This is a genomic window from Pseudomonas sp. P108, from assembly GCF_032613195.1.
GTDB lineage: Bacteria > Pseudomonadota > Gammaproteobacteria > Pseudomonadales > Pseudomonadaceae > Aquipseudomonas.
The window spans coordinates 1,867,119-1,891,011 of the sequence record NZ_CP126691.1; the positions used below are offsets into that span (position 1 = coordinate 1,867,119).

23 protein-coding genes and 1 pseudogene are annotated in these 23,893 nt (G+C 59.0%); 20 read left to right on the top strand and 4 right to left on the bottom strand.

The window, feature by feature from the left end; translation table 11 throughout:
• Positions 1–6 precede the first annotated feature (6 nt).
• From fliJ to QOM10_RS08250, 14 genes are all read left to right on the top strand, one after another.
• The gene (gene fliJ, locus QOM10_RS08185; protein WP_127926314.1) at positions 7–459 is read left to right on the top strand and encodes a flagellar export protein FliJ; all 453 of its coding nucleotides are present in this window, start codon (positions 7–9) and stop codon (positions 457–459) included.
• A gap of 190 nt (positions 460–649) precedes the next feature.
• Positions 650–955, top strand: coding sequence for an STAS domain-containing protein (locus QOM10_RS08190; RefSeq protein WP_316917851.1), 306 nt, complete (start codon positions 650–652; stop codon positions 953–955).
• A gap of 5 nt (positions 956–960) precedes the next feature.
• Complete coding sequence (locus QOM10_RS08195) at positions 961–2,664, top strand: fused response regulator/phosphatase (RefSeq protein WP_150749248.1); 1,704 nt, start codon at positions 961–963, stop codon at positions 2,662–2,664.
• Positions 2,665–2,695: 31 nt separating this feature from the next.
• Positions 2,696–3,043, top strand: a complete 348-nt coding sequence (locus QOM10_RS08200) for an Hpt domain-containing protein (protein ID WP_127926317.1) — start codon at positions 2,696–2,698, stop codon at positions 3,041–3,043.
• A 104-nt stretch (positions 3,044–3,147) separates the two neighbouring features.
• Positions 3,148–4,509 carry a flagellar hook-length control protein FliK gene (locus QOM10_RS08205; RefSeq protein ID WP_316917852.1) on the top strand — a complete coding sequence of 454 codons (1,362 nt, stop codon included), beginning with the start codon at positions 3,148–3,150 and terminating at the stop codon, positions 4,507–4,509.
• Positions 4,510–4,836: 327 nt separating this feature from the next.
• Positions 4,837–5,340 (top strand): flagellar basal body-associated protein FliL, encoded by a 504-nt coding sequence (gene fliL / locus QOM10_RS08210; RefSeq protein ID WP_007920033.1) that lies wholly within the window; start codon positions 4,837–4,839, stop codon positions 5,338–5,340.
• A gap of 9 nt (positions 5,341–5,349) precedes the next feature.
• Complete coding sequence (gene fliM / locus QOM10_RS08215) at positions 5,350–6,318, top strand: flagellar motor switch protein FliM (RefSeq protein ID WP_007920032.1); 969 nt, start codon at positions 5,350–5,352, stop codon at positions 6,316–6,318.
• Positions 6,319–6,374: 56 nt separating this feature from the next.
• A complete protein-coding gene (gene fliN, locus QOM10_RS08220; RefSeq protein ID WP_095122682.1) occupies positions 6,375–6,824 on the top strand; it encodes a flagellar motor switch protein FliN in 450 nt (149 codons plus the stop codon).
• Positions 6,825–7,277, top strand: coding sequence for a flagellar biosynthetic protein FliO (fliO, locus tag QOM10_RS08225; protein ID WP_127926319.1), 453 nt, complete (start codon positions 6,825–6,827; stop codon positions 7,275–7,277). It begins immediately after the preceding gene.
• A complete protein-coding gene (gene fliP / locus QOM10_RS08230; protein ID WP_150649707.1) occupies positions 7,277–8,035 on the top strand; it encodes a flagellar type III secretion system pore protein FliP in 759 nt (252 codons plus the stop codon). The genes fliO and fliP overlap by 1 nt, the downstream gene beginning before the upstream one ends.
• Positions 8,032–8,301, top strand: a complete 270-nt coding sequence (gene fliQ / locus QOM10_RS08235; RefSeq protein ID WP_038363854.1) for a flagellar biosynthesis protein FliQ — start codon at positions 8,032–8,034, stop codon at positions 8,299–8,301. Before fliP ends, fliQ begins: the two co-directional genes overlap by 4 nt.
• Positions 8,302–8,304: 3 nt before the next feature.
• The gene (gene fliR, locus QOM10_RS08240; RefSeq protein ID WP_127926320.1) at positions 8,305–9,090 is read left to right on the top strand and encodes a flagellar biosynthetic protein FliR; all 786 of its coding nucleotides are present in this window, start codon (positions 8,305–8,307) and stop codon (positions 9,088–9,090) included.
• 3 nt (positions 9,091–9,093) lie between these two features.
• Positions 9,094–10,233: a flagellar biosynthesis protein FlhB gene (gene flhB / locus QOM10_RS08245; protein WP_127926321.1), complete on the top strand. Its 1,140-nt coding sequence runs from the start codon at positions 9,094–9,096 to the stop codon at positions 10,231–10,233.
• 140 nt (positions 10,234–10,373) lie between these two features.
• Positions 10,374–10,610: a hypothetical protein gene (locus QOM10_RS08250; protein WP_316917853.1), complete on the top strand. Its 237-nt coding sequence runs from the start codon at positions 10,374–10,376 to the stop codon at positions 10,608–10,610.
• 168 nt (positions 10,611–10,778) lie between these two features.
• On the opposite strand, the pseudogene QOM10_RS08255 reads toward QOM10_RS08250, so the two are convergent.
• Positions 10,779–11,009: pseudogene (locus tag QOM10_RS08255) on the bottom strand (DUF6124 family protein); the annotation flags it as partial.
• Positions 11,010–11,250: 241 nt separating this feature from the next.
• On the opposite strand from QOM10_RS08255, the gene QOM10_RS08260 reads away from it, so the two are divergent.
• Entirely contained in the window at positions 11,251–11,925 is a 675-nt protein-coding gene (locus tag QOM10_RS08260) for a hypothetical protein (RefSeq protein WP_150773753.1), read from the top strand.
• Between the two features lie 188 nt (positions 11,926–12,113).
• On the opposite strand, the gene QOM10_RS08265 is transcribed toward QOM10_RS08260, so the two are convergent.
• The 3 genes from QOM10_RS08265 to QOM10_RS08275 all read right to left on the bottom strand — a co-directional run bounded on the left by QOM10_RS08265 (position 12,114) and on the right by QOM10_RS08275 (position 17,581).
• A complete protein-coding gene (locus QOM10_RS08265) occupies positions 12,114–12,473 on the bottom strand; it encodes a DUF6124 family protein (RefSeq protein ID WP_316917854.1) in 360 nt (119 codons plus the stop codon).
• A 684-nt stretch (positions 12,474–13,157) separates the two neighbouring features.
• Complete coding sequence (locus QOM10_RS08270; protein ID WP_316917855.1) at positions 13,158–17,069, bottom strand: hypothetical protein; 3,912 nt, start codon at positions 17,067–17,069, stop codon at positions 13,158–13,160.
• Positions 17,070–17,221: 152 nt separating this feature from the next.
• Positions 17,222–17,581, bottom strand: a complete 360-nt coding sequence (locus QOM10_RS08275) for a DUF6124 family protein (RefSeq protein WP_127926325.1) — start codon at positions 17,579–17,581, stop codon at positions 17,222–17,224.
• 590 nt (positions 17,582–18,171) lie between these two features.
• On the opposite strand from QOM10_RS08275, the gene flhA reads away from it, so the two are divergent.
• The 5 genes from flhA (at position 18,172) to QOM10_RS08300 (ending at position 23,875) form a co-directional block, all read left to right on the top strand.
• Positions 18,172–20,301, top strand: coding sequence for a flagellar biosynthesis protein FlhA (gene flhA, locus QOM10_RS08280; RefSeq protein WP_127926326.1), 2,130 nt, complete (start codon positions 18,172–18,174; stop codon positions 20,299–20,301).
• Positions 20,302–20,312: 11 nt separating this feature from the next.
• Positions 20,313–21,653, top strand: a complete 1,341-nt coding sequence (gene flhF, locus QOM10_RS08285) for a flagellar biosynthesis protein FlhF (RefSeq protein WP_008077677.1) — start codon at positions 20,313–20,315, stop codon at positions 21,651–21,653.
• A 116-nt stretch (positions 21,654–21,769) separates the two neighbouring features.
• A complete protein-coding gene (gene fleN, locus QOM10_RS08290) occupies positions 21,770–22,600 on the top strand; it encodes a flagellar synthesis regulator FleN (RefSeq protein WP_003222917.1) in 831 nt (276 codons plus the stop codon).
• Positions 22,597–23,337: an RNA polymerase sigma factor FliA gene (fliA, locus tag QOM10_RS08295; RefSeq protein ID WP_007920004.1), complete on the top strand. Its 741-nt coding sequence runs from the start codon at positions 22,597–22,599 to the stop codon at positions 23,335–23,337. Before fleN ends, fliA begins: the two co-directional genes overlap by 4 nt.
• Positions 23,338–23,503: 166 nt before the next feature.
• Positions 23,504–23,875: a chemotaxis response regulator CheY gene (locus QOM10_RS08300; RefSeq protein ID WP_161986607.1), complete on the top strand. Its 372-nt coding sequence runs from the start codon at positions 23,504–23,506 to the stop codon at positions 23,873–23,875.
• Positions 23,876–23,893: the final 18 nt, after the last annotated feature.

Sequence of the window (23,893 nt, forward strand, 5' to 3'; positions counted from 1 at the left end):
CCGGTCATGGCCACTGTCAGTCGAGCCGCGCGTCTGGCGCCGGTGGTGGACATGGCCGAACAGGCCGAGAAAACCGCCGTGCAACGCCTGGGCTATTTTCAGGGTCAGGTGAAGGTCGCCGAAAGCAAACTCGCCGACCTCAATGCCTTCCGTCTGGACTACTCCGAGCAATGGATCGTACGCGGCGCCACAGGCGTGACCGGCCAATGGCTGCTGGGTTTTCAGGGCTTTCTGGCGCAACTCGACACGGCGGTTGATCAGCAGCGCCAGAGCCTGGTCTGGCACCAGAACAAGCTCGAAAAGGCCCGTGAGGAATGGCAACAGGCGTTCGCCAAGGTCGAAGGGCTGCGCAAACTGGTGCAGCGTTATCGCGAAGAGGCGCAGCGCCTTGAAGACAAGCGCGAGCAGAAGTTGCTTGATGAGTTGTCGCAGCGCTTGCCACGGCAGAATCCGTTTTAAAACGCACCGCCAGACCCTGTGGGAGCGAGCCTGCTCGCGAATGCATTCGGTCAGTTGACTCAATTGTTGACTGGCACGACGCCTTCGCGAGCAGGCTCGCTCCCACATTTGTTCCTGCGTTGCGCCTTGCTGCAACCCTGTCCAAGTGCTAAACCTTGTACAGGTTCGTCAATGACAAGGAAGCCAGTCAATGTCAGTCGTTACAGAAGTCTCTCCAGATGGTCAAAAACTGACGATTTTGGTCAAGGGTCGTTTTGATTTTGGTCGCCATCAGGAGTTTCGCGAGTCCTATGAGCGACTTCCCAAGAAGCCTGACTCCATCGTGGTCGATCTGAAAGAAGCCACCTACCTCGACAGCTCGGCACTGGGCATGCTGCTTCTGCTGCGGGATCACGCCGGCGGCGATCACTCGGACGTGCGAGTAGTCAACAGCAGCTCCGACGTGCGCAAGATCCTCGCCATCTCCAATTTCGACAAACTCTTCGACATCACTTGACGGCCATGCAGGTGCAAGAGCCGCTGACGATCCTGATCGCCGAAGACAGCGCCGCCGATCGCTTATTGCTGTCGACCATCGTCCGCCGCCAGGGCCATGAAGTCCTGACGGCGGCCAATGGTGCCGAGGCGGTCGATCTGTTTCGTCGGCAACAACCCGATCTGGTCTTGATGGACGCGATGATGCCGGTCATGGACGGCTTTGAGGCCGCAAGGCAGATCAAGGCGTTGGCCGGTGAAACTCTTGTGCCGATCATCTTCCTGACGTCGCTGACCGAAAGCGAAGCGCTGGCCCGTTGTCTTGAAGCTGGTGGCGACGACTTTCTGGCGAAGCCTTACAACCAGGTGATCCTTGCCGCCAAAATCAAGGCGATGGATCGCTTGCGCCGCTTGCAGGCAACGGTTCTGCAACAACGCGACCTGATCGCTAAACACCATGATTACCTGCTCAACGAACAGCGCGTGGCCAAAGCGGTGTTCGACAAGGTTGCGCACTCCGGCTGCCTGAGCGCGGCGAATATCCGTTATCTGCAATCACCGTATGCCTTGTTCAACGGTGATCTGCTACTGGCGGCCTACACGCCGGCGGGCGACATGCATGTGCTGCTGGGCGATTTCACCGGTCATGGCCTGCCAGCAGCGGTCGGGGCGATGCCCTTGGCCGAAGTGTTTTATGGCATGACCGCCAAGGGTTACGGCCTGGCGGAAACCCTGCGCGAAATGAACGCCAAGCTCAAACGCATCCTGCCGGTGGACATGTTCTGCTGCGCCACGCTGCTGTGCCTGAGTTTTCAGCGACGTTCAGTCGAAGTGTGGAACGGCGGCATGCCTGACGGTTATTTGCATCGGATCGCCAGCGGTGAGCGTGTACCGCTGGCAGCGCGGCACTTGCCACTGGGTGTGCTGAGTGCGCAGGCGTTCGACGACCGTACGGAAGTGCATCCGATGGCCGCTGGTGATCGGGTGTTCCTGTTGTCCGACGGCGTCATCGACACCAGTGATGCCAGTGATCAACTGTTCGGCGTCGAGCGCTTGCAGCAGGTGTTCGCCGCCAACCGCGAGCCGGATCGCTTGTTCGAGGACATCGAGCAGGCGCTGCGGGATTTTCGCGGCGAGGCGCGCGACGATATCAGCATGGTTGAGGTCAGCCTGCTGGAACCGGCGCAGGTCAAGCCGTCGGCACCGGTGTACTCCGACAGCGGCCAGTCTTGTCCGCTGGACTGGTCGGTGAGCTTCGAATTCCGTGGCGCGACGCTAAAACGTTTCAATCCGTTGCCGTACCTGTTGCAGTTGCTGCTTGAGGTGCATGGGCTGCGGGCGCAGAGTGGTGCTTTGTACAGTGTGCTGGCCGAGTTGTATTCCAATGCGCTGGAGCATGGCGTGCTCGGTCTGGATTCCAGTCTCAAGCGCGATGCGGCGGGGTTCGCTCGCTACTACCAGCAGCGCAACGATCGGCTGGAGGCGCTGCAGGACGGTTTCGTGCGCGTGCATTTGCAGGTGCAGCCACAAGGCGAGGGCGGTTGTCTGGTGATTCGGGTTGAAGACAGCGGCAAGGGTTTTGATGTAGCGCGAGTCATGGAGCGACCGCTGGACGGAGTCCGTTTGTCGGGACGTGGCGTCAGTCTGGTCCGGCAATTGGGGCGCAACGCCAGTTGGTCGGACGAAGGTCGTAGTGCTCGCGTGGAGTTTTCCTGGGAGGTTGAGGCATAATCCGCGCAATTCTTGATCAAGGAGTGAGCAAGTGGCTGACACACATATTGATCGCGAGGCGCTGAGCGTACTGCGCGAAGTCATGGAGGAGGGTTATCCGGAGCTTCTGGATACCTTTCTGACGGATTCCGAAAGTCGCTTGGTTGTGCTGCAAAAAACAGCGGATGCCAAGGTGTTGTCGGAAGTGGCCCATAGCTTCAAGGGCAGCGCCAGCAATATGGGAGCTGTCCGCTTGGCGGCGCTCTGCCAGGAGCTGGAATCGGAAGCCAAAGATAAAAGCCCCTCGGAAATCGCCAGGCTGGTGGCTGACATCAGTGGCGAGTTCGCAGATGTCCGCCCGGTTTACGAAGACGAGCGACAGCACGCGTTGACTCACTGATCCCGCCGTCCGGCGCTTTTCTCAAGCGCCGGACAAAACTGGCCCGGCACTTGCAGCTATCTCCGCAACTGTACCTACGATCCCAGTGCAGCGGAGACCGTTTCATGCCTGCGACCCCCAACATCCTTCTTCAGAACGCCGCTCAGGCCAAGGCGCAAGCCGCCTCTGCGAAAACGTCGGCCATGGCCGTAGATACCGGGGATAAGGCCTCAAGCTTCGCAAAAGTGTTCGCCGATCAGGGACCGGGCAAGCCAGTCGCAAGCACCGATAATTCGCCCAAGGCGTCGCGCGACAAAGTCGCTGACAGCAGTGGCAAAAAGGATGTCGGCAAGGATCCGTCTGCCGCTGCGCAACCGGCGGTTGCCGATAGCGGCAACGACTTGCCTGCCGATAAAACCGCAGCTAGCGATGACACATCCGCCAGCAGCGACGACAGCACCAATACTGCCCAGACGCCAGTGGTTGATGCGGCACCGGTTGACCCGACACTTGATCCGGCATTGGCCGTCGCTGTGCAGCCGGTTGTCACCACGCCAGTGGTGCAAGCCCCGGCCGCCGTCCAGCCTGAAGCTGAAAACCCCGCGCTCGCCGTGTTGCCGGGAGTGGTCAAAGATCCGGCACCGACCACCGACAGCGATTTCGACCCTTCGGCCGATCCGCTCGACTCGATGCCGGCCGTGCGTATGGCGATGGAGCAGGGCGGGCACATTTCCGCTGCCAGCCAGGCGCAACCGAAGGCTTCGCCGGCTCAGGCTCAGGCTGACGGCGAATTGACTGCGGCGCAGAACTTCGCCGCCGGCATGGCCAGCATGCTTGACGTGCAAGCCGACAAGGACAGCACCAGCCAGGGCGGCGAAAAAGCCTTCAGTGGTTTGATCGACGATGGCCTCAAAGATCTCAAGACGGCGACCAGCGATACCCGCGTGGATGACTTCGCCAACCGTCTGGCGGCATTGACTCAAGCCGCCACGCCGAAGACCGCGAACGCGGTGCCGGTAAATCAGCCGATCGCCATGCATCAGAGCGGCTGGACTGAAGAAGTGGTCAACCGCGTCATGTATCTGTCGAGCGCCAACCTCAAGGCGGCGGATATTCAGTTGCAACCGGCCGAACTGGGGCGCCTGGATATCCGCGTGAACATGGTCCCGGATCAGCAGACGCAAGTGACGTTCATGAGTGCGCACCCGAGCGTGCGTGAAGCGCTGGATGGTCAGATGCATCGCCTGCGCGACATGTTCAACCAGCAGGGCATGGGCCAGGTCGACGTCAATGTCTCCGACCAGAACCGTGGCTGGCAGGGGCAGCAAGGCCAGGAGCAGGCACAGCAGGGCCGGAGTGGTCGCACCAGCGCCGCCGGCGGTCGCCTCGACTCGGCGGATGAAGAGTTGGCGCCTGCCGCCATTGCTGAAGCCGCTGCTCAAACCACCAGCGTGATTGGCACCAGCGCCGTCGACTATTACGCCTGATCAAATCAAGAGCCCCTCACCCTAGCCCTCTCCCAGAGGGAGAGGGGACTGATTAGGGGATATTGGAGATTTACACCGACTTGAAATAGCGTCTGTGAATCCATGATCGCCAAGACTTGTTGGATGACTCCCTAATCGACTCGGTCTTTCAGGTCGACGTATCACGACAAAGCAACTCGGTCGGCTCCCTCTCCCTCCGGGAGAGGGCTGGGGTGAGGGTGCCTTTGACTTTAGCGTTGTGTCCACCATCACCGACACTTCTGGCATAACACTTGCTCTTGCCTTGCCGTGCGACTGTGAAAACCCGAATAGTGACGGATTATTGGCATGGCGAAGAGCGAAACAGCAGCAGTGAAAGACCCCGCAACCAAAGGCAAACTCAAGCTGATCATTGTGATCGTGCTGGCGTTGCTATTGGCCATTGGCGCATCCGTGGGGGCGACCTGGTTCTTCATGCACAGTGCCCAGAGCAAGCCTGCCGAGGCCGCCGATGCAGCGCCCGTCGGCAAGCAGCCAGCGATTTTCGAGCCGATGGCGCCAGCCTTCGTTGCCAACTACAACCAGAACGGCCGTCAGCGCTACATGCAGGTGAGCATCACCATGCTGGCGCGTAATCAGGCCGATCTGGAAGCGCTCAAAGTGCACATGCCGGTGATCCGCAACAACCTGGTAATGCTCTTCTCCGGTCAGGATTTCGCCACCTTGGCGACCCCGGTCGGCCAGGAGATGTTGCGCCAGAAGGCCACAGCCAGCGTCCAGGAAGTGGCGCAGAAAGAGCTGGGCAAAGTGGTGATCGAACAGTTGCTTTTCACTAATTTCGTACTGCAGTAGGAACACGACATGGCCGTGCAGGATCTGCTGTCCCAGGATGAAATCGACGCGCTTTTGCACGGCGTCGACGATGGTCTGGTACAGACCGATAACGCTGCCGAACCCGGCAGTGTCAAAAGCTACGACCTGACCAGTCAGGACCGCATCGTCCGTGGACGCATGCCGACTCTGGAAATGATCAACGAGCGTTTTGCCCGCTATACCCGCATCAGCATGTTCAACATGCTGCGCCGCTCGGCGGACGTTGCCGTCGGTGGCGTGCAGGTGATGAAGTTCGGCGAATACGTGCATTCGTTGTACGTACCGACCAGCCTCAACCTGGTCAAGATCAAACCGTTACGCGGCACCGCGCTGTTCATCCTTGACGCCAAACTGGTGTTCAAACTGGTGGACAACTTCTTCGGCGGCGACGGTCGTCACGCCAAGATCGAGGGGCGTGAATTCACCCCGACCGAACTGCGCGTGGTGCGCATGGTGCTGGAGCAGGCCTTCGTCGATTTGAAGGAAGCCTGGCAGGCGATCATGGAAGTCAATTTCGAGTACATCAACTCGGAAGTGAACCCGGCCATGGCCAACATCGTCGGCCCGAGCGAAGCGATCGTGGTCTCCACGTTCCATATCGAACTCGACGGCGGTGGCGGCGATCTGCACGTGACCATGCCGTACTCGATGATCGAGCCGGTACGCGAAATGCTCGACGCCGGTTTCCAGTCGGACCTCGACGATCAGGACGAGCGCTGGGTCAACGCGCTGCGTCAGGACGTGCTCGATGTCGATGTGCCGATCGGTGCCACCGTGGCGCGCCGCCAGTTGAAGCTGCGCGACATCCTGCACATGCAGCCGGGCGATGTGATCCCGGTCGAGATGCCGGACGAAATGATCATGCGCGCCAACGGCGTGCCGGCCTTCAAGGTCAAGATGGGCTCGCACAAAGGCAACCTCGCGTTGCAGGTGATCGAGCCGATCGAGCGTCGCTGAAGCAGCGCTCAAATCCCCAAGCCTTTAACTGAATTTTTGCCCGCCGAGGACAAATGATGAACGATGATATGAACGCCCAGGACGATCAGGCACTGGCCGATGAATGGGCTGCGGCTCTGGAAGAAACCGGTGATGGTCAAGCTGACATCGACGCCCTGCTGGCCGCCGACGCAGCTGGCGGCTCGCGTCTGCCGATGGAAGAGTTCGGCAGCGTGCCGAAGAACAACGATCCGGTGACCCTCGACGGCCCGAACCTGGACGTGATCCTCGACATCCCGGTATCGATCTCGATGGAAGTGGGCAGCACCGACATCAACATCCGTAACCTGCTGCAACTCAACCAGGGTTCGGTGATCGAGCTTGATCGTCTGGCCGGCGAGCCGCTGGACGTGCTGGTCAACGGCACCCTGATCGCGCACGGCGAAGTGGTGGTGGTCAACGAGAAGTTCGGCATCCGCCTGACTGACGTGATCAGCCCAAGTGAACGCATCAAGAAGCTGCGCTGAGTGAAACGGTTTCTCTGGGCTCTGCTGGCATTGCCATTGAGCGTGCTGGCTGCCGAGCCGTCGACAGCCACGACAGTGCCTGCCGCCACCGCGCCGATGGTCACCAGCGGCGTGGCCGGGCAACTGACGCAACTGGTGTTTGGCCTGTTGCTGGTGCTGGGCGTGATCTTCTTCCTCGCCTGGCTGTTGCGCCGGGTGCAGCAGGCCGGGCCGGCAGGCAAGGGGCAAGTGATCGAGCTGATCGGCTCACGCGCACTGAGTCCGCGTGACCGCTTGCTGCTGGTGCAGGTCGGCAACGAGCAGATCCTGCTCGGTCTGAGCCCCGGCACCATCACCGCGCTGCACGTGCTCAAGGAACCGGTCGACGTGCCGGCGACCAGTGAAAAAGCGACCCCGGAATTTGCCCAGCATCTGCTGAAGATTCTCGGCAAGGATCAGAAGGATACGAAGTAATGGGTGCGCTACGCATCGTCTTGACGCTGGCCCTGTTGCTGGCCGCGCCACTGGCGTTCGCCGCCGATCCGTTGTCGATCCCGGCGATCACGCTGGGCACCAACGCCGATGGCGCGCAGGAGTATTCGGTCAGTCTGCAGATCCTGCTGATCATGACCGCGCTGAGCTTCATCCCGGCGGCCGTGATTCTGATGACCAGCTTCACCCGGATCATCATCGTCTTCTCGATCCTGCGTCAGGCCCTCGGCCTGCAACAGACGCCGTCGAACCAGATCCTCACCGGCATGGCGCTGTTCCTGACCCTGTTCATCATGGCCCCGGTGTTCGACCGGGTGAACAAGGACGCGCTGCAACCGTATCTGGCGGAAACCCTTACCGCCCAGCAAGCGGTGGAGAAGGCCCAGGTGCCAATCAAGGACTTCATGCTCGCGCAGACCCGCACCAGCGATCTAGAACTGTTCATGCGTTTGTCCAAGCGCACCGACATCGCCACCCCGGATCAGGCGCCGCTGACCATTCTGGTGCCGGCGTTCGTCACTTCCGAGCTTAAAACCGCGTTCCAGATCGGCTTCATGATCTTCATTCCGTTCCTGATCATCGACCTGGTCGTGGCCAGTGTGCTGATGGCGATGGGTATGATGATGCTCTCGCCGCTGATCATCTCGCTGCCGTTCAAGATCATGCTGTTCGTGCTGGTGGATGGCTGGGCGCTGATCATCGGCACCCTGGCCAGCAGTTTTGGAGGTGTCTCGCCATGACGCCGGAAGTTGCGGTCGATATCTTTCGTGAAGCCCTTTGGCTGACCACATTGATGGTCGCGATTCTGGTGGTACCGAGCCTGTTGGTCGGCTTGTTGGTGGCGATGTTTCAGGCCGCGACCCAGATCAACGAACAGACCCTGAGCTTCCTGCCGCGTCTGCTGGTGATGCTGGTGACGTTGATCATCGGTGGTCCGTGGATCGTGCAGACGTTCATGGAATACATCATCCAGTTGTACAAAAACATCCCGATGGTCATCGGCTAAGCCATGCAATCGCTGCTTCAGCTGACCGACACCCAGATCAGTACCTGGGTGGCCTCGTTCATGTTGCCGCTGTTTCGCGTGGCATCGATGCTGATGGTCATGCCGGTGTTCGGCACCACCCTGGTGTCGCGGCGGGTGCGCCTGTATTTCGCCGTGGCCATTACCGTGGCGATCGTGCCGAGCCTGCCGCCGATGCCGCCGGTCAGCCCGCTCGACCTGAGTGGCTTGATGCTGATTGCCGAGCAGATCCTGGTCGGTGCCGTGCTCGGGTTTTCCCTGCAGCTGTTTTTCCAGGCGTTTGCCGTGGCGGGGCAGATTGTCGCGATCCAGATGGGTATGGGCTTCGCCTCGATGGTCGACCCGGCCAACGGCGTTTCGGTGGCGGTGATCGGGCAGTTCTTCACTATGCTCGTCACGTTGCTGTTCCTGTCGATGAACGGCCATCTGGTGGTCTTCGAGGTGCTCACCGAGAGCTTCACCACGCTACCGGTCGGCAGCGGTCTGATGACTGCGCATTACTGGGAGCTGGCCGGCAAACTCGGCTGGGTCCTCGGTGCAGCGCTGTTGCTGGTATTGCCGGCAGTTACGGCGCTGCTGGTGGTCAACATCGCGTTTGGCGTGATGACCCGCGCCGCGCCGCAACTGAACATTTTTTCCATCGGTTTTCCGCTGACCTTGGTCCTCGGCCTGTTTATCGTCTGGGTTGGTCTGGCGGACATTCTCAATCAGTATCAGCCGCTGGCCACTGAAGCCTTGCAGCTGCTACGCGAACTGGCACGGGCGCGCTGAGTCATGGCAGAGAGCGAAAGCGGTCAGGACAAAACAGAAGACCCCACGGACAAACGCAAAAAAGATTCCCGTGAGAAGGGTGAGATTGCCCGTTCCAAAGAGCTCAACACCCTCGCCGTGATGATGGCCGGCGCCGGCGCGCTGCTGGTGTTCGGCGGCATGCTGGCCGAAGACCTGATGGAGCTGATGCGCCTGAACTTCACGCTCTCGCGCGAGGTGATCATGGATCAGGGCGCCATGGGCGCGTTTCTGTTGCAGTCCGGCCAGATGGCGCTGGTGGCGATCCAGCCGATCATGATCACCCTTTTGCTGGCGGCGCTGATCGGGCCGATATCTCTCGGTGGCTGGCTGTTTGCGGCGGGTTCCTTGGCCCCCAAGTTCAGCCGGATGAACCCGGCGGCAGGCCTCAAACGGATGTTTTCGTTCAAGGCTGTGGTCGAGCTGCTCAAGGCGCTGGCCAAGTTTCTGATTACCTTGGGTGTGGCGTTGGTGGTGTTGTCGGCGGACGTCGATGACTTGTTGCGTATCGCCCACGAGCCGCTGGAAATGGCGATCATTCACAGCGTCACGCTGGTGGGCTGGAGTACCTTGTGGCTGGCCTGCGGCCTGATCATCATTGCCGCCGTCGACGTGCCGGTGCAGCTCTGGGAAGCGCACAAGAAACTGCTGATGACCAAGCAGGAAGTGCGCGACGAGCACAAGGACCAGGAAGGTCGCCCGGAAGTCAAACAGCGCATCCGCCAGACCCAGCGCGAAATGTCCCAGCGGAGGATGATGGCGGCGATTCCCGACGCCGACGTGGTCATCACCAACCCGACCCACTACGCCGTCGCGCTCAAGTACGACTCGGAGAAGGGCGGCGCGCCGATATTACTGGCCAAGGGCAGCGACTTCCTCGCGTTGAAAATCCGCGAAATCGCCGTCGCCAACAACGTCATGCTCCTCGAATCGCCGGGGCTGGCGCGTTCGATCTATTACTCCACCGAACTCGAGCAGGAAATCCCCGGCGGGCTGTATCTGGCGGTGGCGCAGGTGTTGGCCTACGTCTACCAGATCCGCCAGTACCGCGCTGGCAAGGGCAAGCGCCCGGATCCGCTCAAGGACGACTTGCCGATTCCGCCGGATCTGCGTCGCGATTCCTGACGGTGCTGTGCAGCCATTGGTCTGAGATCTCCCTTCACTGTCAACTCTGACAGGTGCGCTCATCGTGATTTTGCAGTTTGATGCAAGGTGCTGCCGCGAACCTGGTGCGGTCATGCGAGCGAGTGCAAGGGAGCACGACAATGAAAGGTATTTTCAGCAGTTATGATGAAAAAACCGGAAGCGGCACCATCACGCCGAAGCAATCGGGACGCTGTCTTTCGTTTGCCGAAGCCACGGGTTTTTTTCTGACCGCCAAAGAATACCGCTTCAGCATTCCATTGGCTGATGCCTTGCAGGCGAATATCAAAGTGGGCGGCGAGGTCGAGTACGAATTGCCCAGGAACAAGAATGGAAAAGTGAAAATTCTTCGGTATTGAGCAATTGATCGCAAAGCCGCTGAAAACGGGGCGGCGGTTTTTTATGATCGTTCCCACGCGCAGCAAAGGAATGCAGCCCGGGACGCTCCGCGTCCCTTCCAAAGCCGAACGCGGAGCGTCCGTTGAGGCATTCCCACGCAGGAGCGTGGGAACGATCATCGCGTGTCGCTACTGCGGCAACTCCAGATTATCCATCACCCGATTCACCGCCAGCTCCCTGAGCATGATCAATTGCGCAATCCCCAACAGCGTCCGGCGCTGCGACGCGGGTATGAGGTGGGCGAAGTCATGGGCGATGGTTCTGGTTGAGGCGAGCGTTTCGCTGGCATCGGCCAGCAGTTCCTCGTTTTTGAAGTCGGCGGTAACGGCGTACATTCGGCGGGTTTTGCGTGACGGTGGCGGCTGTACGCGGGTGAACAGTCGGACGACGGTCTGGGTGAAGAAGTGATCTGTCCCCGATAACCAATGCTTACCGTTTGTCTGAAAAGCATATGCACCTGTCAACTCTGACAGTAGACGGCCCCGCTTCAAAAGGTTGTCATCGCTTCGGGGATATTCATAAAAGATCCCGATAGCAGCGCTTCAGTCCTACGGACGTGAGTTCGCGGGATAGGCGAATCATCAAGCAGAGGACGCGAGCATGACAGATATACCGGGTAGAAAGCTGCAAGGCATGGAGGTCGAGTTCGTTTCAGGGGAAATGAAAGAGTGTCCTGATGATCGCTCGATCGGCTATACCGTGACGTTCAAACTGTTCCTTGATTTCACCCATTTCAAGCAAATGGCACACCTCTACAGTGCAAACTTCTTTGACGTAACGACCAATGCGGTGCGGCCGCAAATGAAGGGCCTGGCAGCTCACCTCCATTACGAGGTCATTGGGCCCGCTGCCGGGAAAATCGTGAATAACGCGACGTTTTTCGAACTCTTTACCGACCCGGCTAACTATCTGGATGGCTGGATCAACCATGATATGGAGTGGCGCTACGCCAAACCCGTGTTTGAGTCCAGAGTCGATCACTTGCTGATCACTGCGCAGCAATATTTTCGCTGGGAAGACCCGGGCCGCCAGATCAGGATTGAAGATCTTCCCATCATCCCGTTCGATTGGGCGATTACTCTGATAGAGCAGCGTTTCAGAGGATCCTGGTGGTGGCCGTGGCGCAGGACGCCTGTATCGATAGTGACCTTTATGTACACGCAGGAAGAGGTTGTCGAAATCGAAGGTACGTTATTGCTCAAGGGCGGACGCTACTTGAAAGGCAACACTCTCAGCTTCGGACCCATTGCGCCTGAGCAGGTATTAACGGCGTAGGTCTTTGTCCAGCGAAAAGCCCGCCGTCCCGGTTGATACGGGACGGCGGGCTTTTCTGTCTTGATCGTTCCCACGCTCAGCAAAGGAATGCAGCCCGGGACGCTCCGCGTCCCTTCAGAGCCGAACGCGGAGCGCCCGTTGAGGCATCCCCGCGCAGGAACGTGGGAACGATCTGATCGGGGGAGGCGCTACTGCGGCAACTCCAGATTATCCATCACCCGATTCACCGCCAACTCCCCCAGCATGATCAGTTGCGCAATCCCCAGCAGCGTCCTGCGCTGCGACGCGGGGATGAGATGAGCAAAGTCATGGGCGATGGTTCTGGCTGAGGCGAGTGTTTCGCAGGCATCGGCCAGCAGTTCCTCGTTTTTGAAGTCGGCGGTGACGGCGTACATCCGGCGGGTCTTGCGCGGTGGCGGCGTGGAGCCAGGTGGGCAGAGGTAGTGATCGAGGGCGCGGTCGGCGGCTTCGTGGAGTTTTTTTGAATCGAGGGATTCGTAGGGGGAGGTGGGGTCGGTTTCGGGTGGGTTGGGTGTTGGTTTGATCATGGTGAGACTCCTTTGAAGTGGAGCCGCTACAACCTGTCGCTAAACAGGAGGGGTGGCGGCTGTACGCAGGTTAGCGAACCGGTCAAAGGCACCCGGCAGACCCGAAGGTCTCCCGCATACAGCCACCATGACGAAATCGCGAAAATACAGATCCGCAACGAAGCCTGGAACGCCGATGCACCTTTGACTTGAATTCGAGTCGCTAAACCCGATCGCTGATTCGTCAGCGACCGCACCACAATAGAACCCGACCCCAAGGCGCACAAGCCGGCGGATTCTGGCGTAGCTGTAGGCAAAGGCGCAAGAATTTGTAGCCTTGAAGGCGTGTCTGAAGGTGTCTTTTAAACACCTGAGTTAAAAAGCGATTTGCGCTGACTTCACTGGCCCCTTCGTGAGCAAGCTCACTCCCACATTTGGAATGAGTTTTCCTGTAGGAGTGAGCCTGCTCGCGAAGGGGCCATCCAGGTCAGCAAAAAAATCTCGGTCAAGCCCCGCTGTTTAAATCACTGGTTAAATAAATCCGTCCCCTTTGTGCTCAAGAATTTGTAGCCTCGAAGGCGTGTCTGGAGGTGTCTTTTAAACACTCCAGTTTAAAAGGCGAAAAGTCGGGCGAAGATCTGGGACGTAAATAAATGCGTCCCTTTTTCCCCTTTAAGGCCCTCCTATTAAGGGGAGTAAGTTGTTTTAATTTTTGAATGGCTCAATCCGGATATTGTCAAGCCAAATGGTGTCCCTGTATTTGGTAGGGCTTACGAACTGAGTAGATATAATAAAATAAGTAAACCATTGCTCTTCCGGTAGCTTGAAGTTCCCTAGTTGGGCGTAGAAAGTTTGTACTGTGCCTTTCTCATTGTAAAGGGTGATTTCGTTGTTCGGTGTTTGATTATCTATGAGTACGAAGTTGATGCTGTTTGCTCTATAATTTTTTAAATCTATTCTTGTTATGTCCGAAGTGACTAGGGCTTTGTTCTTATTTTGTAGGTCGTAAGCTACTCCGCAAGTTCTACCATTTGGGTATACGTTGTCACCCCTCATATTGATGATCATCATAGAACCTAAATCGTAGGATTCGCCTACTCGCAATTCTTTAGTCCCTATATTTGTAAAGTCTTCAAATATAGGGGCGATGGCCGCAGTCACGGTCAGCGACCTGACCGCCGACTCGGCACCTGTGCCATACAACGCCTTGGCCTTGAAGCTGTGTGCGGCCTCGCTCAGGCCTGTAACCGGAAGTTCCCATATGCCCGTTACGAGATCGGCAATCGATTTACCTTTCGAGGTTGTACCGTCGAATACTTCGATTTGCTGACCCTTGGCAGCGACCCCGGACAGCGTTACGGCGGTTTCTACCGTGGTGCCATTCTGCGGAATTTCATTGCCGCTGATTGTGCCTATAACAGAGTCAATGGTCGGGACAATATCTTCTGTCACCGTCAAATTACGCACATTCGAATACAACGGATTACTCGGATAACAGGCCTCGGCGTACAGCCGCCGCGCGCCGAGTGGCACGGTAATCGGAAGTTCCCAGATACCTGTCGTTCCGTTGGCGGTCGCGGTTCCCCTTGTGGCCGAGCCGGAACCGGTGCCGTCACGGATATTGATCTGCTGACCCAGGCTCGCGGTTCCTTTAAGTGTCAGCTCGGTACTGACCGTCGTTGTGCCTTCCAGCACTTCCACATTGCTGGCGTCCCATACATTGCTCAGCGTTGGCACAACTACGGCCGTGACGATCAACGTTCTGGCAGCCGAGGAGGCCCCCGAACCGTATAACGCCCTGGCGGTAAAACTGTGCGGCGCGACGCTCAGGCCGGTGACGGCCAATGTCCAGATCCCGGTTGCTGAATCGGCGGTCGGTTCACCTTTGGACGTTGTGCCGTCAAGCACGCTGACTTTCTGGCCTTTGGCGGCACTACCGGTCAAGGTCACGGCCGTTTCGACGATGATTGCGCCCTCGATAACTTCATCACCGCTGGGCGATCCAGTGACCAAAGTGATGCTCGGCGTCACATCTTCGATGGCCCTGATCGTATAAACCTTCACCGGCGCATCAATCGCCTCGGCTTCCTCACGACTCAACGTCAACGCCGCTTTGAAATACAACTCCAGCCGACTGCCATCCGCCAGGTCCTTGATGGCGTTGTACGCCAGCGTATGTGTGTATTGACCGCTGTTGAACCAGTTTTGATTAACGTAGGAAGACGGCCACGGCCATACCACGTGATGGAAGGCATCGCCGTTACTCTTCGTACCTTTGAAGTTCAGTCCTACCCGATGATTGGCGGCTATAAACGCCCAGACGCCAGCGAGAATCGTTGCGCCCAACGTCACCTTCGCCAGATCCAGCACCGTGCCCTCGGCTTGTTCAATGCTGATTTTGTCCAGCTCTGTCGCAGGCAGCGGCGTGACGCTGACGGTCAAAGGCAAAGATGGAGTTGTCTGGCCTGCGGTGACTTCGTAGCTGAGTGTGAAGGTTTTGGTTTCATTGCCGATGTTGGCTGCGATGGCTGTGGCGGGAATCAGGAACTCGACGCTGCCGCTGGCGACGCCCGGTTTGGCGGGGATTTCCGGTGAGCCGACGCCGGGTGTCCCGAGCATGCTCAGTTTGATGTTATGTGTTTCGTTCATGCCGGTGTAGGCCACGATCACGCGGGCGCCCGCTTGGGCGTCGAGTGGCGCCAGGGTCACGCTGGCACCATTGCCTGTGGCTTCCGGCATTTGTGGCAACGGTAAAGGATTTTCCAGCGCCACCCCGACACTGAACTCCAACGGCTCGGCATAACTCGTCCGCCCATCCGCACGCTTGATTTCGTACCTGGCGATCACCGTCCCGCCTTCATTGCCCTTGATCTCCTCGGCCGGGATGGTGAACGGCACTTGCTTACCGGCGGTGAATTCGTTCAGCTTGATCGAATCGGGGTATTCGCCGGTGATCGAGCCGATCCAGAACATGAAGACTTCATCGCCTTTGACCGTTTCGGTGTACGGCACCGTCAGGGTTGTGCCGGCGGTGTCGGCAGGCAGAACCCCGTCGACCACGCCAGCCACCACCGGTTCAGGCAGTTCCAGGCGCGGTTCGCCGACTTGCAGTATGTCGGTGTGGATCGACTCGCGAATGGCGCGGGTGGCCTCGAACGGGTTCAGTGTGGCGAGCACTGCGTCGGCGATCAGTTGCTGGTAGTAGAACTCCGCCGTGCCACCGTTGACCGGGGCCAAGTGTTTGCCGTCGATGCTGTACGCCAGCGGTGCCTCCGCGATGATGTCGTTGCGTGTGATGGGGCGAAGAGGCAAGTCAGGCAGGTAAGGCTTGAGACCAGGCGTGGTGCCGAGCATGAATATCTTGAGGACCTGGCCTTCGGCAAAGGATTTGTCGAATGGAATCTCCAGGCGTATCTGGGCCAGCGTGGGGTCCAGCGCCCCGGAGTCCTCGTCCAGCATGATCGGCGCGGCCAGCCGCTGGACTTCGCCGATGGCGCGGATGAATTGGCTTTTGGATTTCAGATCTTTGGAACCGTCGGCTTTTTTCAGGCGGTATGACAAGGTGATCTGCGACTTGGCCAACTGGCGCAGCACGGCGTTGGGGGCCTTGATTTCAATAATGCTCGGCACGCTGGTCAACGCCGCGCCTTCTACTTCCAGATCAATCGGCGCACCTTCGACCGGCGTGCCCTTGATCTTGATGAACGGGATGTCACCGATTTTGAAGTTGGTCGTGTCTGTGGCGATAATTTGCACGGTGCCGTCAGCGTCACCCAGTTGGTCGACATCCAGCACGTTGTTCAGCGTTTCCTTGAGCAACGGCGCGATCAGCCGGGTCGCATCAACGGCCACTACCACACGCTGTTCGGGGCTCCAGTCCTCGGAACGGTTGAAGACCTTGTCGTACACCTCGAACACCACGGCTACGCCGGGAAACTCTGCATCACCGGCGTCGGTGATGAAGTCTTTTTCGATTTTCACGATGATCGGCGTCTTGCCTTCGGCCTGTTCCTGAGTCAGCGGTTCACTGAGCACGAAGATCCCGCCCCAACTCACGCGACAAATATCGCCGGCTGCGGCGTAGGGATAGGGGGGTGTGCCGTCGGCCTTGCCAATGCTGATCTTCACGCCTTTTTCCGCAATCTCCTTGTCGATGCCACCGTCAAGAATGTCTTGGGGAATGATCATGATCAGCTTGGAATGCCCGCCGTCACCGTTTTCGTCATGGCCGCCCGGGCGCGTCAGCTTGACCAGCACCTGCATGACTTCAGACGGTTGATCCGTGCCGCCCAACGGCTTGACGACATAGGACACCGCGAACTGACCATCGACCATGTGCCGGGAAGGCACGAACATGCGCAATTGCGTGCCGACCTCATCCTTGAGGACGGTCTTGCCCCCCGCGTCCAGCCCGGTGCCCCAAAAGATCGTCAACCTGTCGCCGCTCGCCATATTCCCCCATGGTCCGGCCTGGCACTGCAGGCCATGCAGGGGAAAGTTGCCCAGCGCGGCGGCGATGTTGATGCCCCAGATATCGGGATCCGTCGACACCGGGTCCTTGCTGCGACCCGGGATGCCGAGTTCCGCGAGTAGCAGGGGTTTGTTGGGGCTGGCCATGGCAACGACTCCGGGCGGGAAAGTGACGGAGTGATTGAACGGCTAAAAGCGAGATTGCGCACCTGTCAGATCTGACAGGTGGCGACGAGTGGTCATTGGCGCGAGACTGAAAAGCCAAAGATCGCAAAAGCGGAAAGCGTGGTCTGGCCTGTTTAGCCCGGCAACTCCAGATTATCCATCACCCGATTCACCGCCAGCTCCCCGAGCATGATCAATTGCGCAATCCCCAGCAGCGTCCTGCGCTGCGACGCCGGTATCAGATGGCCGAAGTCATGGGCGATGGTTCTGGCTGAGGCGAGTGTTTCGCTGGCGTCGGCCAGCAGTTCTTCATTTTTGAAGTCGGTGGTGACTGCGTACATTCGGCGGGTTTTGCGTGGCGGTGGGGTGGAGCCGGGTGGGCAGAGGTAGTGATCGAGGGCGCGCTCGGCGGCGTCGTTGAGTTTTTTTGAATCGAGGGATTCGTAGGGGGAGGTGGGGTCGGTTTCGGGTGGGTTGGGTGTTGGTTTGATCATGGTGAAGCTCCTGGAGTCGTTGGAGCTGCCAGCGTTCGCTGCGAGACGAATGAGGGTGGCAGCTATACGCGGGTCGCAGACCGGGACTCTAGAACCGGCAGACCCGAAGGTCTCCCACGTACAGCCGCCATAAGCAAAGCGGATGTTGTGCGTCCAGAGATCGACGGGCTGCGAGACCCGATCGCTGATTCGTCAGCGACCAATTCACAATAGAACCCGACCCCAAGGCGCACAAGCCGGAGGATTCTGGCTTGGCTGTAGGCAATGGCGCAAGGATTTGTAGCCTTGAAGGCGTGTCCTGAAGTGTCTTTTAAACACCAGAGTTTAATAGGCACTTTGTGCTGACTTCACTGGCCCCTTCGCGAGCAGGCTCGCTCCCACATTTGGATTGCATTCCACTCCAATATTTGGAATGCATTTCCCCTGTGGGAGCGAGCCTGCTCGCGAAGGGGGCATCCCGGTCAGCAGAAAATCCACGGTCAAAACCCCTCTGTTTAAATTCCAGGCAAAAGTTGGAAAGCTTCTTGCAGTACCCGCCGTGAGCCCGCTCTGGGCGTCAAAAGTTTGCTTTAAAGGAACGGGGAAAACCGGTGGATCGCTCTCAGTTATTCAACACTGCTCGCACGAATGTTGCCGACCTCAGTCGAGGCAATCTGGGCGTGCCGTTGTTGCTGCTGGTTATGTTGGCAATGATGATGTTGCCGATTCCGCCGTTCCTGCTCGACGTGTTTTTCACCTTCAACATCGCGCTGTCGATCGTCGTCCTGCTGGTCTGCGTGTATGCGCTGCGGCCGCTGGATTTCGCCGTGTTCCCGACGATTCTGCTGGTCGCGACGTTATTGCGGCTGGCGTTGAACGTGGCCTCGACGCGGGTGGTGATGCTCCACGGTCAGGACGGCCACGCCGCTGCCGGTAAGGTGATTCAGGCCTTCGGTGAGGTGGTGATCGGCGGTAACTACGTGGTCGGTATCGTGGTCTTCGCGATCCTGATGATCATCAACTTTGTCGTGGTGACCAAAGGTGCCGGGCGGATTTCCGAGGTGAGCGCGCGTTTCACCCTCGATGCGATGCCCGGCAAACAAATGGCGATCGACGCCGACCTCAACGCCGGTCTGATCGACCAGAACCAGGCCAAGGCACGCCGTCAGGAAGTCGCCCAAGAGGCCGAGTTCTACGGTTCGATGGACGGTGCCAGTAAGTTCGTCCGTGGTGACGCCATCGCTGGCCTGCTGATTCTGTTCATCAACCTCATCGGCGGCATGGCCGTCGGTATCTTCCAGCACAACATGAGCTTCGGCGATGCGGGCAAGGTTTACGCCTTGCTGACCATCGGTGACGGTTTAGTGGCGCAATTGCCATCACTGTTGTTATCGACAGCGGCAGCGATCATGGTGACCCGTGCTTCCGGTTCGGAAGACATGGGCAAACAGATCAATCGCCAGATGTTCGCCTCGCCGAAAGCGCTGGCAGTGGCGGCCGGTCTGATGGCGGTCATGGGTCTAGTGCCGGGCATGCCGCACTTCTCGTTCCTGACCATGGCCGCGCTGGCTGCGGGCGGCGCGTACCTGTTCTGGAAGAAGCAGAACGTGGCCAAGGTCGTAGCGCTGGAAGAGGTCAAGCGCCAGCAGGAACTGCTGCCGTCGCCGGCTCGCGCCATGGAAACCAAGGAGCTGGGCTGGGACGACGTGACGCCAATCGACATGATCGGTCTGGAAGTCGGTTATCGCCTGATCCCGCTGGTGGATCGCAACCAGGGCGGGCAGTTGCTGGCGCGGATCAAGGGTGTGCGCAAGAAACTCTCGCAGGATCTGGGCTTCCTCATGCCGACCGTGCACATCCGCGACAACCTCGATCTGGCGCCAAGCGCCTATCGCCTGACCCTGATGGGGGTGATCCTCGCCGAAGCGGAGATCTATCCGGATCGTGAACTGGCGATCAACCCGGGTCAGGTCTACGGCACGCTCAACGGTATCAACGCCAAAGATCCGGCTTTCGGCCTGGAAGCGGTGTGGATCGAAATCAGCCAGCGCGCGCAGGCACAATCGCTCGGTTACACCGTGGTCGACGCCAGCACCGTGGTTGCGACGCACTTGAACCAGATTCTGTACAAGCACTCCAGTGAGCTGATCGGCCACGAAGAAGTGCAGCAACTCATGCAATTGCTGGCCAAAAGCTCGCCGAAACTGGCAGAAGAGCTGGTGCCGGGCGTGGTCACGTTGTCGCAGTTGCTCAAAGTGCTGCAAGCGCTGCTCGCTGAACACGTACCGGTGCGCGATATCCGCAGCATTGCCGAAGCCATCGCCAACAACGCCGCGAAGAGTCAAGATACCGCCGCGTTGGTGGCCGCTGTGCGGGTCGGCGTATCGCGCGCCATCGTCCAAAGCATTGTAGGCACTGAGTCCGAGCTGCCTGTGATCACCTTGGAACCAAGGTTGGAACAAATATTGCTCAATAGTCTGCAGAAGGCAGGACAAGGCTCGGAAGAGGGCGTTCTGCTGGAGCCAAGCATGGCCGAGAAGCTGCAGCGCTCGCTCATCGAAGCGGCGCAGCGTCAGGAAATGCAAGGTCAGCCGGTGATCCTGTTGGTCGCTGGCCCGATCCGCGCGATGCTCTCGCGCTTTGGCCGCCTCGCAGTCCCTGGGCTGCATGTGCTGGCCTACCAGGAAATACCGGACAACAAGCAAGTGACCATCGTTGCGACAGTAGGGCCCAACGGCTGAGGTAGTGGTTTATGCAAGTTAAGCGTTTCTTTGCCGCCGATATGCGTCAGGCCATGAAGCTGGTTCGTGATGAGCTGGGCGCTGATGCCGCCATCATTGGCAACCGCCGCATTGCTGGCGGTGTCGAGCTGACGGCGGCACTGGATTACAAATTGTCGGCGCTGGCGCCACGGGTTCCGAACATGGAACTCGAAGACGAGCTGCGCAAGACCCAGTCGCGCATCGTCACCGCCCAGGCCGAACTGAGCCTGCGTGGCGAAGCCGACGGCAACAGCAATCGCCAGATCTTCGCCGGGCTGCCGTTGACCGCTGGCCTGCCGCTGACTGCCGCTGAACCGCTGAGCGAGCCGACTTACGCTGCTCCAGCGCGTCCGGCCCCGGCGCCTGCGCAGTCTTCTGGCGGCGTTGATCCGCGTGCACTGGATTCGATGCGCTTTGAATTGAACAGCCTGCGTGAGCTGATGGAAGTTCAGCTCGGCACCCTGGCCTGGAATCAGTTGCAAGGCAGCCGTCCGGCGCAAGCCAACCTGTATCGCCGTCTGCAACGTATCGGTCTGTCCGGCCCGTTGTCGCGCGATCTGCTGGCGATGATCACTGACATCGAAGAGCCGCGTCAGGCCTGGCGCATGCTGCTTGCGCACCTGGCGCGGATGATTGCCGTACCGGAAGTCGAGCCGCTGGAAGAGGGCGGTGTGATTGCCATGGTCGGCCCGGCCGGCATGGGCAAGACCACCACGCTGGCCAAGCTGGCCGCGCGTTATGTGCTGAAATACGGCGCGCAGAATGTCGCGCTGGTGAGCATGGACAGCTTCCGCATCGGTGCGCAGGAACAGCTGAAGACGCTGGGCCGCATTCTCAATGTGCCGGTGACTCACGTCGATCCGGGCCAATCGCTGGTGCAAGCGCTGGATCCACTGCTGCGCAAACGCGTGGTATTGATCGATACTGCCGGCCTGCAAGCCAGTGATCCGGCCCTGCGCATGCAGCTCGAAAGTCTGGCCGGGCGTGGCATTCGTTCAAAAAATTATCTGGTCTTGGCAACCACCAGCCAGAAACAGGTTCTAACCGCCGCTTATCACAGTTACAAGCGTTGCGGGCTTGCCGGCTGCATCCTGACTAAACTGGATGAAACGGCCAGCCTTGGCGAAGTGTTGAGCCTGGCGATCAGTCATGAATTGCCGGTCGCGTACCTGACCGATGGCCCACGGATTCCGGATGATTTGCATCTGCCGCGCCGTCATCAACTGGTCAGCCGCGCCGTCAGCGTGCAAATGCAGGAAGAACCCAGCGAAGAAGCCATGGCTGACATGTTCGCTGATATCTATCACAGCCCGACCAAGCAGGTAGGCTGAGGTATTCATGAACAGTTTTTGTACCTACATCGATGGTCTGCCATGCATTGTTCCGGTTGTGAACGCGCAGCCAGTAATGTGGCCTCCGTCTATGCAAGACAAGGTAAAGAAATAACATGGGCAGCATGCATCCCGTACAGGTGATCGCGGTGACCGGCGGCAAAGGTGGCGTCGGCAAGACTAACGTGTCAGTGAACTTGTCTCTGGCGCTGGCAGAGCTTGGCCGTCGGGTCATGCTGCTGGACGCCGATCTGGGACTGGCGAACGTCGACGTTTTGTTGGGTCTGACCCCTAAACGCACATTGGCCGACGTGATCGAAGGCCGCTGCGAATTGCGCGACGTGCTGTTGCAAGGCCCCGGTGGCATTCGCATCGTCCCGGCCGCGTCCGGCACGCAGAGCATGGTGCACCTGAGCCCGGCGCAACATGCCGGTCTGATTCAGGCGTTCAGCGACATCGGCGACAATCTCGACGTACTGGTGATCGACACCGCTGCGGGTATTGGTGACTCGGTAGTCAGTTTCGTACGCGCAGCGCAAGAAGTGTTGCTGGTGGTCTGCGACGAGCCGACCTCGATCACCGACGCCTACGCGCTGATCAAATTGCTCAACCGCGATTACGGCATGAACCGCTTCCGCGTCCTCGCCAACATGGCGCAGAGCCCGCAGGAAGGGCGCAACCTGTTCGCCAAGTTGACCAAGGTCACGGATCGCTTCCTTGACGTGGCCCTACAATACGTCGGCGCCGTGCCTTACGACGAAAGCGTGCGTAAAGCGGTGCAGAAGCAGCGTGCGGTGTACGAAGCCTTCCCGCGTTCCAAGTGCGCACTGGCGTTCAAGGCGATCGCGCAGAAGGTCGACACCTGGCCGCTGCCCGCCAATCCGCGTGGCCACCTTGAGTTTTTCGTCGAGCGCCTCGTGCAGCAAACGGCAGGGCCCGTGCTATGACCGCAAGCGGTATGAACTACTACAAGAAGTCGGCACGTGACGCGCAGTACGAACTGATCGAGCGTTACGCGCCACTGGTCAAACGCATTGCCTACCACTTGCTGGCACGCTTGCCGGCGAGTGTGCAGGTCGAAGACCTGATCCAGGCCGGGATGATCGGCCTGCTCGAAGTCTCGACCAAATATGACGCCAGCAAAGGCGCCAGTTTCGAAACGTACGCGGGCATTCGAATCCGCGGCGCGATGCTCGACGAAGTGCGCAAAGGGGACTGGGCGCCACGCTCGGTTCACCGCAATACCCGTATGGTCAGCGACGCAATTCGCTCAATTGAAGCTAAAACCGGCCGTGATGCTAAAGATCACGAGGTTGCGGCCGAACTCCAATTGAGTCTCGACGATTACTACGGGATTTTGAATGACACCTTGGGCAGCCGCCTGTTCAGTTTCGACGACCTGCTGCAGGACGGCGAACACGAAGGGCTGCACGAGGATGGCGCGAGTGCTCATCTTGAGCCGTCACGCGATCTGGAAGATGAACGTTTCCAGGCTGCGTTGGCGGACGCGATTGCCAATTTGCCGGAGCGTGAGCGACTGGTGTTGGCGCTGTACTACGACGAAGAGCTGAACCTCAAGGAGATCGGTGAAGTCCTTGGCGTCAGTGAATCGCGGGTCAGCCAGTTACACAGCCAGTGCGCGGCCCGTTTGCGGGGGCGTTTGGGGGAGTGGCGAGCGCGCTGAAGGCAGTGTGGGGACACTGCGAACGAGGCTGGTGCGGTGATGAACGGCACCGGTCTTGCTCTGTTGTGCTCCAGACAGTCTTCGAGTGCTGCGCCGATTGATTGAAGTGGCGCGTCCAGGTGCTGGGCGCGTTTAAGACTGCTTGGAGGTCGAATTGAACAAAGACATGAAAATCCTCATCGTTGATGACTTCTCAACGATGCGGCGGATCATCAAGAACCTGCTGCGTGATCTTGGGTTCACCAACACCGTCGAGGCTGACGATGGCGTCACTGCCATTCCGGTGCTCAACAGCGGCAGCATCGACTTTCTGGTAACGGACTGGAACATGCCGGGCATGACCGGTATCGACCTGCTGCGTCACGTGCGTGCCGATGAAAAACTCAAGCACTTGCCGGTGTTGATGGTGACGGCTGAAGCCAAGCGCGAGCAGATCATTGAAGCCGCTCAGGCCGGTGTAAACGGCTACGTAGTCAAACCTTTCACGGCTCAGGCGTTGAAAGACAAAATCGAGAAGATTTTCGAACGCATCGGCTGATGAACGCGCGGGGGAGCT

Bases quoted from the DNA above. Each gene is read 5' to 3' on its own strand.
- QOM10_RS08195 (WP_150749248.1), top strand. From the start codon at position 961: ATGCAGGTGCAAGAGCCGCTGACGATCCTGATCGCCGAAGACAGCGCC.
- fliL (WP_007920033.1), top strand. From the start codon at position 4,837: ATGGCGAAGAGCGAAACAGCAGCAGTGAAAGACCCCGCAACCAAAGGC.
- fliJ (WP_127926314.1), top strand. From the start codon at position 7: ATGGCCACTGTCAGTCGAGCCGCGCGTCTGGCGCCGGTGGTGGACATG.
- fliQ (WP_038363854.1), top strand. From the start codon at position 8,032: ATGACGCCGGAAGTTGCGGTCGATATCTTTCGTGAAGCCCTTTGGCTG.
- flhF (WP_008077677.1), top strand. From the start codon at position 20,313: ATGCAAGTTAAGCGTTTCTTTGCCGCCGATATGCGTCAGGCCATGAAG.
- flhB (WP_127926321.1), top strand. From the start codon at position 9,094: ATGGCAGAGAGCGAAAGCGGTCAGGACAAAACAGAAGACCCCACGGAC.
- QOM10_RS08190 (WP_316917851.1), top strand. From the start codon at position 650: ATGTCAGTCGTTACAGAAGTCTCTCCAGATGGTCAAAAACTGACGATT.
- QOM10_RS08265 (WP_316917854.1), bottom strand. From the start codon at position 12,473: ATGATCAAACCAACACCCAACCCACCCGAAACCGACCCCACCTCCCCC.
- fliR (WP_127926320.1), top strand. From the start codon at position 8,305: ATGCAATCGCTGCTTCAGCTGACCGACACCCAGATCAGTACCTGGGTG.
- QOM10_RS08275 (WP_127926325.1), bottom strand. From the start codon at position 17,581: ATGATCAAACCAACACCCAACCCACCCGAAACCGACCCCACCTCCCCC.
- fleN (WP_003222917.1), top strand. From the start codon at position 21,770: ATGGGCAGCATGCATCCCGTACAGGTGATCGCGGTGACCGGCGGCAAA.
- QOM10_RS08300 (WP_161986607.1), top strand. From the start codon at position 23,504: ATGAAAATCCTCATCGTTGATGACTTCTCAACGATGCGGCGGATCATC.
- QOM10_RS08250 (WP_316917853.1), top strand. From the start codon at position 10,374: ATGAAAGGTATTTTCAGCAGTTATGATGAAAAAACCGGAAGCGGCACC.
- fliN (WP_095122682.1), top strand. From the start codon at position 6,375: ATGAACGATGATATGAACGCCCAGGACGATCAGGCACTGGCCGATGAA.
- fliM (WP_007920032.1), top strand. From the start codon at position 5,350: ATGGCCGTGCAGGATCTGCTGTCCCAGGATGAAATCGACGCGCTTTTG.
- QOM10_RS08205 (WP_316917852.1), top strand. From the start codon at position 3,148: ATGCCTGCGACCCCCAACATCCTTCTTCAGAACGCCGCTCAGGCCAAG.
- fliA (WP_007920004.1), top strand. From the start codon at position 22,597: ATGACCGCAAGCGGTATGAACTACTACAAGAAGTCGGCACGTGACGCG.
- QOM10_RS08270 (WP_316917855.1), bottom strand. From the start codon at position 17,069: ATGGCCAGCCCCAACAAACCCCTGCTACTCGCGGAACTCGGCATCCCG.
- fliP (WP_150649707.1), top strand. From the start codon at position 7,277: ATGGGTGCGCTACGCATCGTCTTGACGCTGGCCCTGTTGCTGGCCGCG.
- QOM10_RS08260 (WP_150773753.1), top strand. From the start codon at position 11,251: ATGACAGATATACCGGGTAGAAAGCTGCAAGGCATGGAGGTCGAGTTC.